Annotated in this window: 8 protein-coding genes; 5 read left to right on the forward strand and 3 right to left on the reverse strand. The window is 67.8% G+C overall.

All coding sequences use genetic code 11. The features are described from left to right. Window positions 1-25 precede the first annotated feature (25 nt). The 3 genes from ACTIEF_RS11750 to ACTIEF_RS11760 form a co-directional block, all read right to left on the reverse strand. On the reverse strand, window positions 26-4,570 hold the full coding sequence (locus ACTIEF_RS11750; protein ID WP_439472329.1) for a beta strand repeat-containing protein: 4,545 nt from the start codon (window positions 4,568-4,570) through the stop codon (window positions 26-28). Window positions 4,571-4,709: 139 nt separating this feature from the next. After that, the gene (locus ACTIEF_RS11755) at window positions 4,710-7,208 is read right to left on the reverse strand and encodes a glycosyl hydrolase 2 galactose-binding domain-containing protein (protein WP_439472330.1); all 2,499 of its coding nucleotides are present in this window, start codon (window positions 7,206-7,208) and stop codon (window positions 4,710-4,712) included. 2 nt (window positions 7,209-7,210) lie between these two features. Then, window positions 7,211-8,017: an alpha/beta fold hydrolase gene (locus tag ACTIEF_RS11760; RefSeq protein ID WP_439472331.1), complete on the reverse strand. Its 807-nt coding sequence runs from the start codon at window positions 8,015-8,017 to the stop codon at window positions 7,211-7,213. Between the two features lie 195 nt (window positions 8,018-8,212). Here ACTIEF_RS11760 and ACTIEF_RS11765 point away from each other — a divergent pair, with 195 nt between their 5' ends. The 5 genes from ACTIEF_RS11765 to ACTIEF_RS11785 all read left to right on the forward strand — a co-directional run bounded on the left by ACTIEF_RS11765 (window position 8,213) and on the right by ACTIEF_RS11785 (window position 15,539). Beyond that, window positions 8,213-10,387: a TonB-dependent receptor gene (locus tag ACTIEF_RS11765; RefSeq protein WP_439472332.1), complete on the forward strand. Its 2,175-nt coding sequence runs from the start codon at window positions 8,213-8,215 to the stop codon at window positions 10,385-10,387. Window positions 10,388-10,451: 64 nt separating this feature from the next. Continuing rightward, the gene (locus tag ACTIEF_RS11770; protein ID WP_439472333.1) at window positions 10,452-12,077 is read left to right on the forward strand and encodes an AMP-binding protein; all 1,626 of its coding nucleotides are present in this window, start codon (window positions 10,452-10,454) and stop codon (window positions 12,075-12,077) included. Window positions 12,078-12,139: 62 nt separating this feature from the next. After that, on the forward strand, window positions 12,140-12,892 hold the full coding sequence (locus ACTIEF_RS11775; protein WP_439472334.1) for a TetR/AcrR family transcriptional regulator: 753 nt from the start codon (window positions 12,140-12,142) through the stop codon (window positions 12,890-12,892). Further along, window positions 12,885-14,138: a serine hydrolase domain-containing protein gene (locus tag ACTIEF_RS11780; protein ID WP_439472335.1), complete on the forward strand. Its 1,254-nt coding sequence runs from the start codon at window positions 12,885-12,887 to the stop codon at window positions 14,136-14,138. Before ACTIEF_RS11775 ends, ACTIEF_RS11780 begins: the two co-directional genes overlap by 8 nt. 51 nt (window positions 14,139-14,189) lie before the next feature. Beyond that, window positions 14,190-15,539 (forward strand): MFS transporter, encoded by a 1,350-nt coding sequence (locus ACTIEF_RS11785; RefSeq protein ID WP_439472336.1) that lies wholly within the window; start codon window positions 14,190-14,192, stop codon window positions 15,537-15,539. Window positions 15,540-15,541: the final 2 nt, after the last annotated feature.

Genomic DNA, 15,541 nt, shown 5'->3' on the forward strand with positions numbered 1-15,541 from the left:
TCGGCCCGACGCCCTTTCAGGCGTCCTAGATCATCCAGTCCCGGACCGTGCCCTCGCCGAAGCCATCGGCATGGCCGTGCAGCGGCGTATGCGCCGGGGCGACCCCGTCCATCACGATGCCCGCGAACAGATCGTCGGCGACGGGCAGGACCTGCGGCAGGTCGGCCCAGACCTTGTCGGCGACGAGATCCGGCAGGACCAAGGCGTTGTCGTCGAGCGGGGGCAGGACGAAGGCGTCGTCGAACAGGGTCTTGTCCGACATCCGGGCCATGACCTCCGGCGTCGCCGCCGGCGGGATCAGCGAGCTCAGCACCAGCACCTCGCCATTGGCGAAGCGGACGGCCTCGATGCCCAGCAGGGTGTCGGTCCCGTCGCGGGCCGCCACCGAGTCCACCACGCGCCAGCCGCCCTCGATCCGGGTGAAGACGTAGTTGGCCCGCACGCCCTGAAGCAGGGCCAGGTCGTTGCCCGCGCCGCCGACCAGGGTGTCGTCCCCGCCGAGGCCGGCCAGGGTGTCGTGGCCCGCGCCGCCGGTGATGGTGTTGTTCTCGGCGTTGCCCGTGCCGCCGAAGTTTCCGGGGCCGACATATGTCAGGTGCTCGATATTGGCCTTGAGGGTGAAGTTGCCCATCGTGGTCAGGACGGTGTCGATGCCCTCGCCGGCCAGCTCGATCAGGGTGTCTGCAGCGTCGACGATATAGAGGTCGTCGCCGCGCCCGCCGTACATCTCGTTGACCCCTCCGCCCGAGCCGCCGATCAGGATGTCGTCGCCGTCGAAGCCGAGCAGGACGTCGTTGCCGATGGCCCCGTCGATGATGTTGTTGTCCGCATTGCCCATCAGGGTGTCGCGCAGGTTCGATCCGGTCAGGTTCTCGAAGCCGGTGAAGGTGTCGGTCCCGCTCAGGCCGTCATTGGTCGCCCGGCCCAAGTCGAGGCGGGCGGTGACCCCCGCCGTCGACAGGATGTAGGTCAGGGTGTCGATCCCGGCCCCGCCGTGCAGGGTGTCGTTGCCGGCCCCGCCCTGCAGGGTGTCATTGCCGTCGCCGCCGGTGATGACGTTGTCCAGCGCATTGCCGTTCAGCATGAAGTCGCCGGTCCCGACGACGGTCCCGTTCTCGACGTTGGCGCCGAGGGTGTAGTTGCGCAGGGCGCGCAGCTGGACGGTGTCGATCCCGTCGCCGACGCCCTCGATGATCGAGTCGGCGACGTCCAGCACATAGGTGTCGTTCCCCGCGCCGCCGTACAGTTCATTGGCCGCGCCCGCGCCGCCGATCAGGATATCGTCGCCGCCGAGGCCCAGCAGGACATCGCGCCCGGTCCCGCCGGTGATGACGTTGCTCACCGCATTGCCGACGCCGGTGAAGCTCCCGGTCCCGGTGTAGGTCAGGTTCTCGATATGGGCGGCCAGGTTGATCTGCGAGACGGCGGTCAGGACGGTGTCGATCCCTTCGCCGGCGTTCTCGAAGATAGAGTCCGAGCGGTTCTCGACGATGTAGGTGTCGTTGCCCGCGCCGCCGTAGAGCTCGTTGGGCACATCGGCGCCGCCATGGATGATGTCGTCGCCACCGCCGCCGAGGATGACGTCCCGGCCCGCGCCGCCGATCAGGATGTTGGCCGCGCCGTCGCCGATCAGCAGGTCGTTGAAGGCCGAGCCCGTCAGGTTCTCGATCGAAGTGAAGGTGTCCGACCCGCCGTCGCCGTCGTTCGACGCCGTCTGCAGATCGATCCGCGCCGTCACGCCTCCGCCCGCGCCCGAGTAGTCGGCCGTGTCGGAGCCCGCGCCGCCGTTCAGGACGTCGTTGCCCGCCGAACCGAACAGTTGATCATCGCCCGTTCCGCCGGTCAGGGTTTCGCCGGCCGCCGTGCCGATCAGGGTCACGCCGGCGCCGAGTGCGCTGACCGCCAGCTCGATGGCGCCGAAGCGCAGGCGCTCGACGTTCGTCAGGTTGTCCACGCCCTCGCTGGAGACCACGGTGACGACGCCGTTGCTGACCGTGATCGAATAGGGGGCGACGCCCGCGGCGAAGACCGCCGTGTCAAAGCCCGCGCCGCCGTCGATGATGTCATTCCCGGCCCCGCCGGTGATCACGTCATCGCCGTCGCCCGCCGCGATGAGGTCCGCCCCGGCCGTGCCGTTCAGGGTGTCGGCGTAAGAGGTGCCGTTGATCTCGTTGGGCAGCGGATTGCCCGCCAGATCGTACAGGCCGTTATCGAAGCGAAGGCGCTCGATATTGGTCAGGGTGTCCGTGCCGTCGGGGCCGACGACCGTGGTGACACCGTTGGTGATGGAAAGGGTGTAGGCGGACCGGGCGCCCGAGAAGACCGCCGTATCGCGGCCCGCCCCGCCGTCGAGGGTGTCGTTGCCAGCCCCGCCTGTCAGGGTGTCGTCGCCATCGCCCGCGAGGATGTGGTCCACGCCGCTGTCGCCGACCAGATTGTCGGCATTGGGGGTGCCGTTGACGATGTTGGGAAGGCGTTCGCCAGCTGTCGTGTACAGGCCATCGGCGAACTGTAGCCGCTCGACCCCGCGCAGGGTGTCGGTCTGGCCGTAGGTTGAGTTGTCGATGATGCTGGTCACGCCCTCGGCGTTGGTGATGATGGTGTAGTTGGCGCGCGGCCCGGCGTAGACGGCGATGTCAAAGCCCGCGCCGCCTTCAAGGATGTCGTTGCCGAAGCCGCCGTTCAGGATGTCGTCGCCATCCCCGCCCAGCAGGATGTCGTTGCCGTTGTCGCCGGTCAGACGGTCCGCGCCGCCGAAGCCCTCCAGCAGGTTGGAGCCGATGACCGTCCCGGTCAGGATGTCGTCGAACTGGCTACCGTACAGGTCCTCGATGTTCTCGAGGGTGTCGAGACCTTGCCCGGTGTCCTGGGCCCCGTAGAGCTGAAGGCTTACGGTGACGCCGCGGGTCGCGGTGCGGTAGTCGGCGACGTCGCCGCCCGGGCGATATTGCCCGCCGCCGAGTTCCGCCGGCGAGGTCTCGCCGCCCTGGCCGCCGTCGAGGCGATCATTGCCTTCGCCGCCGGCGAGGATGTCGCGGCCCGAACCGCCCATCAGGCTGTCATCGCCGGCGTCGCCGTTGAGGACGTCATCGCCGTTATTGCCCTGCATGACGTCATCGCCGCCGGCGCCGTTGAAGACATCGTTCTCGGCCGTGCCGTTGTACAACTGGCCGGGTGTCGCGAGCGGGTTGTAGCCGAAGTTCGCGGCGGTGAAGTCGGTCCGCAGGGTGTCGGCGAAGGTGATCAGGGTGATCCAGTCGTGGACGGTTCCACTGCCGTCGCGGTCGACCATGAGCAGGACGTTGGCGCCGTCCTGCACCAGACGCGTGAAGCCGAGCTGGAAGGGATTGTAGCCGTTCCATCCGACCAGCGAGAAGTTGAGCATGTTCTGAAAGTTGAGGACGTCGCCGCCAGTGCCCGCGGTGAAGTCGGTGACGCGGATCGTCGGTGTCGGATTCTCGAACCGACCGATGTGGATGGTGTCGACCCCGGCGCCGGTGGCGATGGTCAGGTCGCCGTAGAGGAAGCCGTCGAGATAGATGCGGTCATTGCCCGCGCCGCCGTCCAGCAGGGCCGAGAAAGGCCCGTCGCCGTTGATATGAAGTTCGTCCGCGCCGTCGCCGCCGTACAGCCGGACGTGGTCGGAGGAGGCGAAGCGCTGGGCCGAGATGTAGTCGTCGCCCTCGCCCCCGTCATAGAGATCGTTGCCGACACCGTCGCCGCCGCCGATGGTGTCATTGCCGGCACCGCCGTAGATGATGTCATCGCCGTCGCCGCCGCCCAGACTGTCGTTGCCCGCCCCGCCTTCGATCCGATCATTGCCGTTGCGGCCCTGAATGAGGTCATCGCCGTCGGCGCCGGTCATGATGTCGTCGCCGTTGGTCCCGAAGAACCGGTCCGCCGCCGCCGTGCCGGTGAAGGTCTGGCCCGGGACGCCGCCGCCGTTGGGGTCGAGGCCGCCGAAGTTCCACGCGACCAGGGTGTGGGCCTGAACGTTGCGGAAGGTGATGAGGGTGAGGGCGGCCTGCGCCCCCGCCGCGCCGTCCAGATCGATGGACAGGACCGCGTCGGCGCCGACCTGGGTCAGCTTGAGATGGCCGGAGGCGAAGGGGTTGCCGCCATTCCAGCCGGTGAGCATGTCGAAGATCTTGAAGGTCGGGCTGTCCCAGACGATCCGGTCGCCGAGGAAGCCGGCGGTGAAGTCCGTCACGACGATCTGGCCGCCCCAGGTCGGGTTCAGCACCGAGAAGTCGAGAATGTCGGCGCCCGCGCCGGTGGTGATCTCGACGTTGCCGGCGGCGGCCCAAATCAGGAACCTGTCGTTGCCCGCCCCGCCGTCGAGGACGGCGTTGCTGGCGTTGAAGACGTAGTAGTCGATCAGGTCGTCGCCATCGCCGCCCTCGGCCCGCAGGGTGTTGATCGGCGCGTTCTGGCCTCGCCAGAAGTGGAGGGTGTCGTTGCCGCCCATCCCGCGCAGGATGTCGTTGCCGCCGACTTCGTCATTGATGATGTCGGCGTCGCTACCGCCGGTCAGTGTCTCGGACGCACCGGTTCCGTTGATCGTCGGCATATTCGAAGTCCCCACAGGCCGTCAGGCCAGACGCGAGGACGCGAACATCGACGGTCCCCCAACCTGATGTGGAGGTTAAGCTGAGCTTAACGCTCCGGCAAGCGTCTGATTTCTGGCTATTTTGACGTGGAGCGCTGTTCTACAGGCCGCTTTTGTCGGTTCGATCGTTCCAGCACCGGACGATCAGGTCTTCGGCCCCGAGCAGGGTCGAGCCTTCGACGATGACGCGCCGTGTTTCGCCCGCGACCATGTCGAAATGATTGTCGCTGAAGCGCAGGTCGGGGCGAGCCGAGACCAGATGCACGAACAGCAGGCAGACCTCGGCGCGCAGATCGATCTGAAGCCGGGTCGGGCCGAGACGCGTCATGGTCACGACCGGGCGGGCCGGGATCAGTTCGAGGTCGCGGATCGGGGCCGACAGGAGGCGGGCGCGCTCGAACGCGGCGTCGGCGGAGCGGGCGTGCAGGATCAGGTCATTGCCGGTCGGCGCCGCGCCGCGCCACGCGATCTGATGGCCTTCGGCGGGCGTGTTGACGGGAACGGTCCATTGCTCGCGGATGTCGCCGGACAGGCTTTCCTGAGTGACGACGACCTCGCCGGTGACAGGCGTCGCCGTGTCATTGGTGATCCAGAGTTCGACCTGACCCTCCGGCAGGGTCTTGAAGGAGGCCAGTACCGGAGCGAAGGCGCGGCGGACGGCGTGGAACGAGGCCTTCTCCACCCCGTCCCAGTCGATCAGGCTCCAGCTGACGCAGGGCCAGCAGTCGTTGAGCTGCCACAGGAGGGCGCCTGAGCAGTGTGGGCGGCGACGGCGGAAATGCTCGATGCCGAACTTCAGCCCCTCGGCCTGACACCACTGGGTGAAATCGACGTAGTCGCGCAGGGTGGTGGGCAGGCCGGTGACCGGGGTCATCATGGCGTCGGCCTTGCGCGCCTCGTCCTTGATGCGGGCCAGAAAACCCTCGCTCTCGGGCGTCAGATCGGCCGGGTCCATCCAGCGTCTCAGCGTCTCCAGCGCGGGCGCAGCCTGCAGGCCGAACTCACTGACAAAGCGCGACATATCCTCGGCGTAGCGGGGATAGCCGACGCCCTCCGGCGAGGACTGGAAGTCGCCGATCATCGCGTCGTCGGGAATGGGCGGGACGCCATGCCAGACGGTCCAGTCGTGGACGTCGCCGGCCTTCATGCTGTTCGGGTTCGGCCCGCCCCAGGGGCTGCCGCGTCGGTAGGGCGTTTCCGGATCGAGGCGCGACAGGACCTCGGGCAGGACCTCGTCGTAGAGCTTGAGGCCGGACAGGACGCCGTCCTCGCCGGCCATATCGTTGTTGATCCGGTGCATGGCCTGGCTCTCGTTGTTGCCGCACCAGACCGCCAGGCTGGGGTGATGGCGCAAGCGGCGCACCTGCTCCTCGGCCTCGATGCGCACCGAGGCGGCGAAGGCGTCGTCCTCGGGATAATGGGCGCAGGCGAACATGAAATCCTGCCAGACCAGGAGGCCTGCCCGGTCGCACAGTTCGTAGAAGAGGTCCGGCTCATAGACGCCGCCGCCCCAGACCCGGATCATGTTCATATTGGCGCGGACCGACTGGTCGATAAGGCGGGCGTAGGCGGCCTGGTCCACGTCGGCGACGAAGGAGGTGGAGGGGACCCAGCAGGCGCCCTTGGCGAAGAGCGGGCAACCGTTCAGCACGAAGCGGAAGAAGGTGGCGCCGGGCTCGTCCGGATCGGGGCTTTCGTCGATAGCGATGGTGCGCAGGCCGACCGTGCGGATGGTCTGGTCCAGCGTCTGGCCGTCGGCGGACAGGATGACGCTGAGCCTGTGCAGGGGCTGTTCGCCGAGGTCGGCGGTCCACCACAGGCGGGGCTGGTCGAGGCTGACCGGCAGGGTCAGCGAGGCGTCCGCCGGAGCTTCGTGGCGGAAGACGACGGCGCCGTCCGGGTCGGTCAGGGTCGCTTCGACGCGGGCGCCTGCCGGAGCGTCCAGCGCCAGCTCGATCCGGGCCTCGGCGCGGTCGGCGGTGGCGGACAGGGTGGCGAAGCGGACGTCGGCGATGCGGGCGGGCGAGCGCACTTCGAGCCGCGCGGCTTGCCAGACGCCGACGGTGGGCAGGTCGGGGCCCCAGTCCCAGCCCCAGCCGAACTGGGCCTTGCGCATGGCGTTGCGGCGCGAGCGACTGATGCGGTCGGTGAAGGCGCTCCAGATCGGCAAGGGCCGGTGCGGCGCGGCGGTGGCGGGCGGATCGAAGCGGACGGCGACGGTGTGCTGCGCGCCGGGCGTCAGCCGTCCGGTGACGTCGAAGGTCCAGCGGCGGAACATGTTGTCCGCCCGGCCGATCTCGACCCCGTCGAGGAAGACGACGGCGAAGGTGTCCAGCCCGTCGAAGACCAGTTCGGCGCTCTGGCCGGGGGCGAGGGCAGGGGCCTCAAAGGTCGTATGCTGCCACCACTCGCGATCCCGGACCCAGGCGGCGTCCGCCTCGTGGCGGCCCTTGTAGGGATGGGCCAGCCGATCGGCCTCGATCAGGGCCTGATAGACGTCGCCGGGGGCGCGGATCGGGATCCAGTCGTCGGCCTCGGTCGTGGGCTGTCCCTCTCCGGGTGCACAGTCGCGGAGCCGCCAGTGGTCCAGGGCGATCATGGTCAGGCGCTCGCCCGGCCGGCCTCGACCTCGGCGATGAAGGCCTCGGCCTCGGCGTTGGCGCGCTCGCCGGCGCCGATAAAGTAGTTGTGGCCGATGTCCGGGAAGGTGACGAGCCGGGCGCCCGGAATCATCTCCGCCAGCGCCTTGCCCGCCTCGTAGGGGACCAGCAGGTCCTGGGTGCCGTGGAAGACGAGGGTCGGCAGTTTCAGCGCGCGCACCTCGGCGGGATCGACGCTGTAGTGGGAGATGGCCATGGCTTGGGCGATGACGCCCTTGAGCACAAAGGGGTCCTTCTCGAGGACGGCCATGTCGCGGGCGATCCGGTCGTCCGGGGCGGCGTCACCGTAGCCGTTCTTGAACTTGGGCTTGGCCAGCAGCTTGAGCAGCGGCATGGCGTTGTAGAGCAGTTTGATCAGCCAGTCGGGGCGCGGCTTGATGTCCGGCGTCTTGGCCATGGTGCAGCCGAGGATCAGCGAGCGGACCCGTTCCGGGTAGCGCAGGCCGAACTCGAGCGCGATGCCGCCGCCCATGGAGACGCCGTAGACGTGGGCCGTCTGAACGCCCGCCGCGTCGAGCACGGCGAGGGCGTCGGCGGCCATCTCGTCCACGCTGGTGCGGGAAGGGGCGTCGCTCTGGCCGGTGCCGCGATTGTCGAAGGAAATCAGATGGTAGCGGTCGCCCATCGCCTCCTTCAGCGGATACCACATGCCCGAGCTGTAGCGGTGTCCCATGATCAGCAGGATGGGGACGCCCGAGCCGGACTCGTCCCACGCCAGACGCACGCCGCCGCGATCCAGAAAACGCATGACCTTGTTCCCTCGCGCGGCTTGTTTCGCCTCGAGGGCGGCCGCTTCGGCGGACACATTCCGCCGGGTTCGTGTTGAATGCAAGATGTTCATTCGTGACTGAATGAGTGTTGACGGAATTCAAAATCGGTGAAAACCATCGGGGCATGGCGACGTCAGATCGCCGAGGAAACATCACAGGATAGGGAGGGCCGTATGGGCCGTAGTCTCTGGATTTCGACGTCCGTCGCGGCGCTGCTCTGGTGTGGCGTCGCCCAGGCGCAGGAGGCTGCGCCGCAGCCGCAGCAGGAAGAGGCGACCAGCCTCGGCGAGGTGGTCGTCACCGCCGAGCGTCGCACGACCAACCTGCAGGAAACCCCCATCGCCGCCTCGGTCTTCACCGGCGAGCAGCTTCAGAACAAGGGCGTGGTCAATATCGAGACCCTGCAGTTCTCCATGCCGTCGGTGACGGTGCAGAACTCGGGTCAGGGTAACAGCTTCAATGTTCGCGGCATCGGCAAGACCGAGAACAACTCGTCGATCGGCGTGGGCGTGATCACCTATCGCGACGGCGTGGCGGTCTTCCCGGCCTATTTCCAGAACGAGCCCTTCTACGACATCCAGAGCCTTGAGCTGCTGCGCGGTCCGCAAGGCACCTTCGCCGGCCAGAACGCCACCGGCGGCGCGGTCTTCGTCACCCAGCGCAACCCCGACTTCTCGGGCGTGAACGGCTACTTCACCGGACAGGTGGGCAGCTATGACAACGTCCGCCTGCAGGGCGCGGTGAACCTGCCGCTCAGCGACACCTTCGCCATGCGTCTGGCCTTCAATCAGGAAGAGCGCGACAGCTTCTATGAGGTGATCCAGGGCTCGCCGATCGCGGGCAACACGCCCGGCACCTTCGAGAGCGAGAGCTATCGCGCCAGCTTCCTGTGGCAGCCGAGCGATGCGCTGCGCGTGCTCTGGAAGAACGACTACAACCGCGTCGACATGGGTGGCTACCCGACCACCCCGGTGGGCGCGACGGACGGCCTGTTCAATCTGCGCTGGAACGGTCCGGCGCTGGCCCAGGACGAGACCTTCCGCTCGGTGCTGAACATCAGCTACCAGTTCGAGAACGGCATCACCCTGCGGTCGGTGACCGGCTATCAGAACGGCACCACGGCGGTGCGCGCCGACCTCGACGGCACGGCGACCCTGCCGTTCCAGTCGCGGATCAAGGCCGACCAGCGCCTGTGGTCGCAGGAGTTCAACCTGATCTCGCCGGACACCGGCCGGTTCAGCTGGATTCTCGGCGCCTACTATCAGGACGACCTGATCACCTTCCCGCCGGGCCAGTTCAGCACCAGCCAGTATCTGTCGCCGACGGTGCCGCTGCTGATCCACATCACCCTGCAGGGCGAGAACCCCAAGTCGACCGCCGCCGCCTTCGGTCAGGTCAGCTATGATCTGACGGACTCGCTGGAGCTGCAGGTCGGCGCCCGCTACTCGCGCTCGACGGTCGAGAACGACGCCATCAGCGCGATCCCCGAAGCCGCCCTGTCCATTGCCCAGAAGGACAAGGTCGAAGAGGACAAGGTCACCGGCAAGATCGCCCTGAACTGGACCCTGGACGACGACAACTTCCTGTATGGCTTCGTCGCCACCGGCTACAAGGCGGGCGGTCTGAACGGTCCGAACATCCTCGGCGCGCCTCCCGGAGCCTTCGAGGGCGAAGAGGTCACCGACTTCGAGATCGGCTGGAAGTCGACGTTGTTCGGCGGCCGGGTCCGCACCCAGCTGGGCGCCTACTACAATATCTACAAGAACTTCCAGGTGATCGTCGGCGACCCGGTGGTGCCGACCATCTCGACCATCTCGAACGTCGTCGGCGACACCGAGATCTATGGCCTGGAAGCCTCGGCGCAGGGCCGGTTCGGAAACCTGGGCTTCGACTTCGGCGCGTCGCTGGCGCACTCGGAGCTGGGCGACTTCTTCGCCATCGATCCGCGCGGCACGATGGCCGGCGGCTGCAACCCGAACAGCGGCCCGGTCAGCGCCACCTGCATCAACGTGGGCGGCAACGCGCAGACTTATGCGCCGGAGTTCACCCTGAGCGCCGGGGTCGAGTACGACTTCGCCGTGGCGGGCGGCACCCTGACCCCGCGTGTGGACTACAGCCACATATCGGACACCTGGGGCACGATCTTCGCCAATGAGGCGCGGGGCGATCACCTGTCGGCCCGGGACATCGTCAACGCCCAGCTGACCTACGAGAACGGCGGCGGCTGGCGGTTCCAGGCCTACGGCACCAACCTGACCGACGAAGAGTATGTCGGCGCCGTGAAGTCGGGTCAGCGCTACGCCGGTCCGCCGCGCCAGTACGGCATTCGTCTGACCCGCAGCTTCTGATCCGCCTGAACGGGGCGGGTCTTCGGGCCCGCCCCGCCCTTTCTTATTGAGTACCCCCGCGCCGATGACCGTTCAGTCCACCCTCGACCATCCGACCGCCGGGACCACCCAGGCCTCCGCGCGTCCGGCCCTGTCGATGATGGACGGGATGCAGGCCTGGGGACTGACCATCGACAAGTTCCTGGTCCATGCGGCGCGTTGGCATTCCGACGTCGAGGTCGTCTCCTGCGACGTCGACGGCGAGGTCAGTCGCATGGGGTATGGCGAGGTCCTGGAGCGCAGCCAGCGTTTGTCGGGCGCGCTGCGGGGCCTCGGACTTGGACTGGGCGACGTGGTCGCCACCCTGGCCTGGAACACCCGGCCGCATATGGAAATCTGGTACGGCGCCATGGGCGTCGGCATCGTCTGCCATACGCTGAACCCCCGGCTGACGGCGGTGCAGCTGGCCTCCATGCTGGAACAGTCGGGTGCGACCCTGCTGGCCTACGGCGCCGGTCTGGCGGCGCTGGCGGGCGAGATCGCCGCCCTGCGGCCCGGCCTGCGCCTGATCGCTCTGGATGAGCGCCCTGAGCCGGGCAGCGGCGCCCTGGATATCGAGGTCCTGATCAAGGCCGGGGAGGCGGCGGTCTGGGGCGGGTTCGACGAGCAGTCGCCTGCGGGCCTGTGCTTCACCTCGGGTACCACCGGCGCACCGAAGGGCGTGATCTATACCCATCGCTCCAACTATCTGATCACCCTGCGGTCGCTCCTGGCGGACTCGTTGGGGCTGACCCGGCGGGATGTCGTGCTGGTGGCCGTGCCGATGTTCCACGCCAACGCCTGGGGCTTCCCCTTCTCGGCGCCGGCGGTGGGGGCCAAGCTGGTCCTGCCGGGGCGGCTGACCGACGGCGCGCGTCTGGCGCGGCTGATCCGGAAGGAGGGGGTGACCCTGAGCGCCGGGGTGCCGACCGTCTGGCTGGGTCTGGTCGACCACATCGAGGCCAGCGGCGAGGCCGTACCGTCGCTGGAGCGGATCGTGCTGGGCGGCTCCGGTTGTCCGGAAGCCCTGATGAACCGGCTGGAAAGTGCATTGGGCGTCCGCGTCCAGACCAGCTGGGGCATGACCGAGCTGTCGCCGACGGGCACCCTGTCCTCCCCCGGCGAGCCCGCCCGCGCCTCTGGCTGGCCGTCCATCGGCCTGGACCTGCTGCTGACTGACGCCGAGGGCGTGCCGCTGCCGCAGCAGCGGGGGGTGACCGGCCATCTGAAGGTCAAGGGCGCCAGCGTCGTGAACCGCTACCTCGGGGCCTCGGCTCCGGCGCTGGATGCGGACGGATGGTTCGACACCGGCGATCTGGCCAACATCGACGAGACCGGCGCCCTGACCATCGCCGGCCGCTCCAAGGACCTGATCAAGTCGGGCGGGGAGTGGATCAATCCGGGCGAGATCGAGGAGATCGTCGGCGGGATGGAGGGCGTGGCCCTGGCCGCCGTGATCGCGCGGGCGGACGCCAAATGGGGCGAGCGCCCCGTGCTGGTGGTCGAACTACGTAAGGATATCGAGGACGCCGCCTTCCGCGCCGCCCTGAAGGGCCGGGTGCCGGACTGGTGGCTGCCGGATCAGGTCGAGCGGGTTGAGGCCATGCCGCAGGCGGCCACTGGCAAGATCGACAAGATGCGCCTGCGCGCCCTGTACGGGCAGGGCGGATGACGGCTTCCCGTTCGCCCAAGGTGAGCCGATCCTCTGCGGAACTGATTCCGCAGGAGCCCGCCGTGACCGCCACCCCCGCCAAGCCCCGTCGCAAGGCTCCGGCCAAGACGAAGGCTCCCGCCGCGGCGAAGCCCAAGGGCCGCTCCAAGGCCGAGCAGCGCGCCGAGAGCCTGGAGCAGATGCTGGATGCGGCCGAGGAGCTGTTCTCCAAGCACGGCATGTACGGGGTGACGCTGAAGGATGTGGCGCAGAAGATCGGCGTCCACACCTCGCTGATGCACTACTATTTCCGCGACAAGCAGGACCTGTTCGAACAGGTGGTGAAGCGGCGGGCGCCGATCACCATCGGGCGACGGGTCGAGGCGATGAATCGCTATGCCGAGGAGACCGGCGACCATCCGACCGTCGAGGGCGCGCTGCGGGCGTTTCTGGACACCGACCTGAACCTCTACATTGAGGGCGGCGAGGGCTGGCGGAACTACGGCGCGCTGGGCGGTCAGCTGAACAACACTCCGATCTGGGGCGCCGAGCTGATGTGGGCCAACTTCGATCCGGTCGTGCTGCAACTGATCGACCTGCTGAAGAAGGCGATGCCAGACGCGGCCGAGGAAGACATCTTCTGGGGCTATCACTTCGTGACCGGCGCCCTGACCCTGAGCCTCGCCCGTACCGGCCGGATCGACCACCTTTCCGGCGGCCTGTGCCAGTCCGAGGATTTCGAAGCCATCAAGGCGCGCATGGCCAAATTCATGGCCGGGGGCTTCATGGCCATCTGCCAGCAGCGCGCCGCCGAACGAAAGACAGCCGATGCGTAAGTTCGCCGGATTCCCCGTCGCGGGCAGCCCCGAGGAACTGGGCTTCGACACAGACAGGCTGGGCAGGCTCAACCGCTATATGGCGGATATGGTCGATACCGGTCGCGTTGCGGGCGTCTCGACCCTGATCCTGCGTCACGGCAAGGTCGTCGCGCAGCGGACGCATGGCTCGGCCGAACTGGGCGGCGCGACGCCGCTGAGCCCGGACGCCATCTTCCGCATCTATTCAATGACCAAGCCGATCGCGGCGACGGCGATGATGATCCTGTTCGAGGAGGGCCACTGGGTCCTAGACGATCCGGTGACGAAGTTTGTTCCGGAGTTCGCTGATCTGAAGGTGTTCGCCGGTGTCGGTCCGGACGGCGCCATGCTGCTGGAGGACGCCAAGCGCCCGCCGACCCTGCGCGAGGTGATGAGCCATACCGCGGGCTTCGCCTATGGCCTGTTCCCAGACTTCCACCCGCTGGAGAAGGCCTATCTGGAGAACCGGATCGCCCGGCCCGAGAGCGACAAGGCCTTCATTGACAGCCTCGCCGCCCAGCCGCTGATGTTCCAGCCGGGGAACGAGTGGTTCTACTCGGTCGCTTCGGGGCTGCTCGGGGTGATCGTCAGCCGGATCTCGGGCCAGTCGTTCGGCGACTTCATCCAGCAACGCATCTTCGCCCCGCTGGGCATGGTGGACACGGCCTTCCAGACGCGGGCCGACAACCAGCACCGTCTGGTGACCTTCTATCAGGACGATGGGCAGGGCGGGCTGAAGGAGGTCGAACAGGTGCTGGGCGCGCCGATCAATCCCTTCACCGCCCCGCCGGAGTTCGAGGACGGCGGCGGCGGGCTGGTCTCGACGATCAGCGACTACGCCCGCTTCGCCCAGATGATCCTCAACAAGGGCGAACTGGACGGGGTGCGCATCCTGGCGCCGGTGACGGTCGAGCTGATGGCCACCAATGTCATTCCCGATGCGGTGCTGGCCACGACCAATCCGCTGCGACTGCTGCCCTTCAACCCGGCCTTCGGCTTCGGCCTGGGCTTCTCGGTCATGAAGGACCCGCGCCGTCTGGGCTCGACCGAGGGGCGAGGGACTTTGGCCTGGGGCGGCATGGGTGGAACCTGGTTCTGGATCGATCCGGAGAACGATCTGGTCTTCGTCGGTCTGATCCAGCGGTTCGCCGACCCAATCTCGGGCGAGTTCCGCGCCAAGGCCCGGACCTTCACCTACACGGCCCTGACCCGGCCCGAGCTGTGACTTTCACCAACGACAGACGGGCCTGAAGGTCCGCATTCCGAGGAAACGAAGATGACCACTATGGATGCCGCCGGCGACGCCGCCGGTCCCGTCGGTCCTGCGCCCGATCTGTTCCGCAAGACCAAATGGGGCGTGGTCTGGCTGCTGACCCTGACCCTGTTCTCGGCCCTGACCGTCGGCGGCCTGCTGGCTCCGATCCAGGAAGCGGCCAAGCTGGAGCTGGGGCTCAGCGACATGCAACTGGCCCTGATCGTCGGCACGGCCACGGCCATTCCGGTCGCCATCCTGGCCCTGCCCATCGCCTGGTATGTGGACCATGGGGTGCGGGTCCGCCTGCTGGTCATCCTCGCCTCGCTGTGGGCGGTGGGGACCATCGGCACGGCCTTCGTGCAGGACTTCTACGGCCTGTTCGCCGCCCGCTTCGTGGCAGGCGTGGGCGCGGGCACGGCCTTTCCAGTGCTGGTCTCGATCCTCGCCGACGTCTGCCTGCCCGAGAAGCGGGGACGGGTGATGGTGCTGGTGTCCATGGGCGCCTGGGCCGGGGCGGCGGCGGCTTATTTCGTCGGCGCCGGCCTCTTCGGCTATTTCGAGGCCCATCCCCTGTCGATATTCCCCGGTATGCCTGCCTGGCGGGCGTCGCACCTCATCGTCGGCGTCGCGTCGGCGGTTCTGGTCCTGCCCCTGTTCCTGCTGCGCGAGCCCAAACGCTATGAGGTCGAACAGACCAGCGTGGCCATCGGGCCGACCCTGCGCGCCTTCTGGAACCGCAAGAACTTCCTCGGCCCGCTGCTGATCGGCAATTTCGCCGGGGGTCTGGCCGAGGGCGCGGCCGCCCTGTGGATCGGCTCGGTGCTGGTGCGTCAGTACGGCCAGACGCCCGCCCAGACCGGCTGGGTCGGGCTGGTGATCCTGGTGTCCGGCATTGTCGGCTCGCTGATCGGCGGCTTCAGCGCCGATGCGGGGCAGAAGCTGAAGATCCGTGGCGGCATCCTGCTTCCGGCCGTTATCGCCACGGCGATCAGTATTCCGGCCAGCGCCTATCCGATGATGCCGACGCTCATGGGCTTCGGGCTGGTGCTGTTCGTGCTGCTGGTCGGCGGCACCATCGTCAATCTGGTGAACTCGGCGGCCATCGCCGTGCTGATCCCGAACGAGGAGCGCGCGCTGAGCCTCGCGGGGCTGAAACTGGTCGCCACCATCGTCGGCGGCCCGATCACGGCGGCGATCATCGTGGCCATGACCGGCCATATGAAGGGACCGGACGGTCTCGGCATCGTCCTGACCTGGTTGGGCGTGATCACCGGGATCATCTCGCTGATCGGCTACTGGTTCGCGATGACCAATGCGCCGCGACCGGTCTCCGAGACCCTGTCCGACGCCGCCCCGACCGAGGCGGTCTGAGG

It is taken from the genome of Brevundimonas sp., assembly GCF_051858995.1.
Lineage (GTDB): Bacteria > Pseudomonadota > Alphaproteobacteria > Caulobacterales > Caulobacteraceae > Brevundimonas.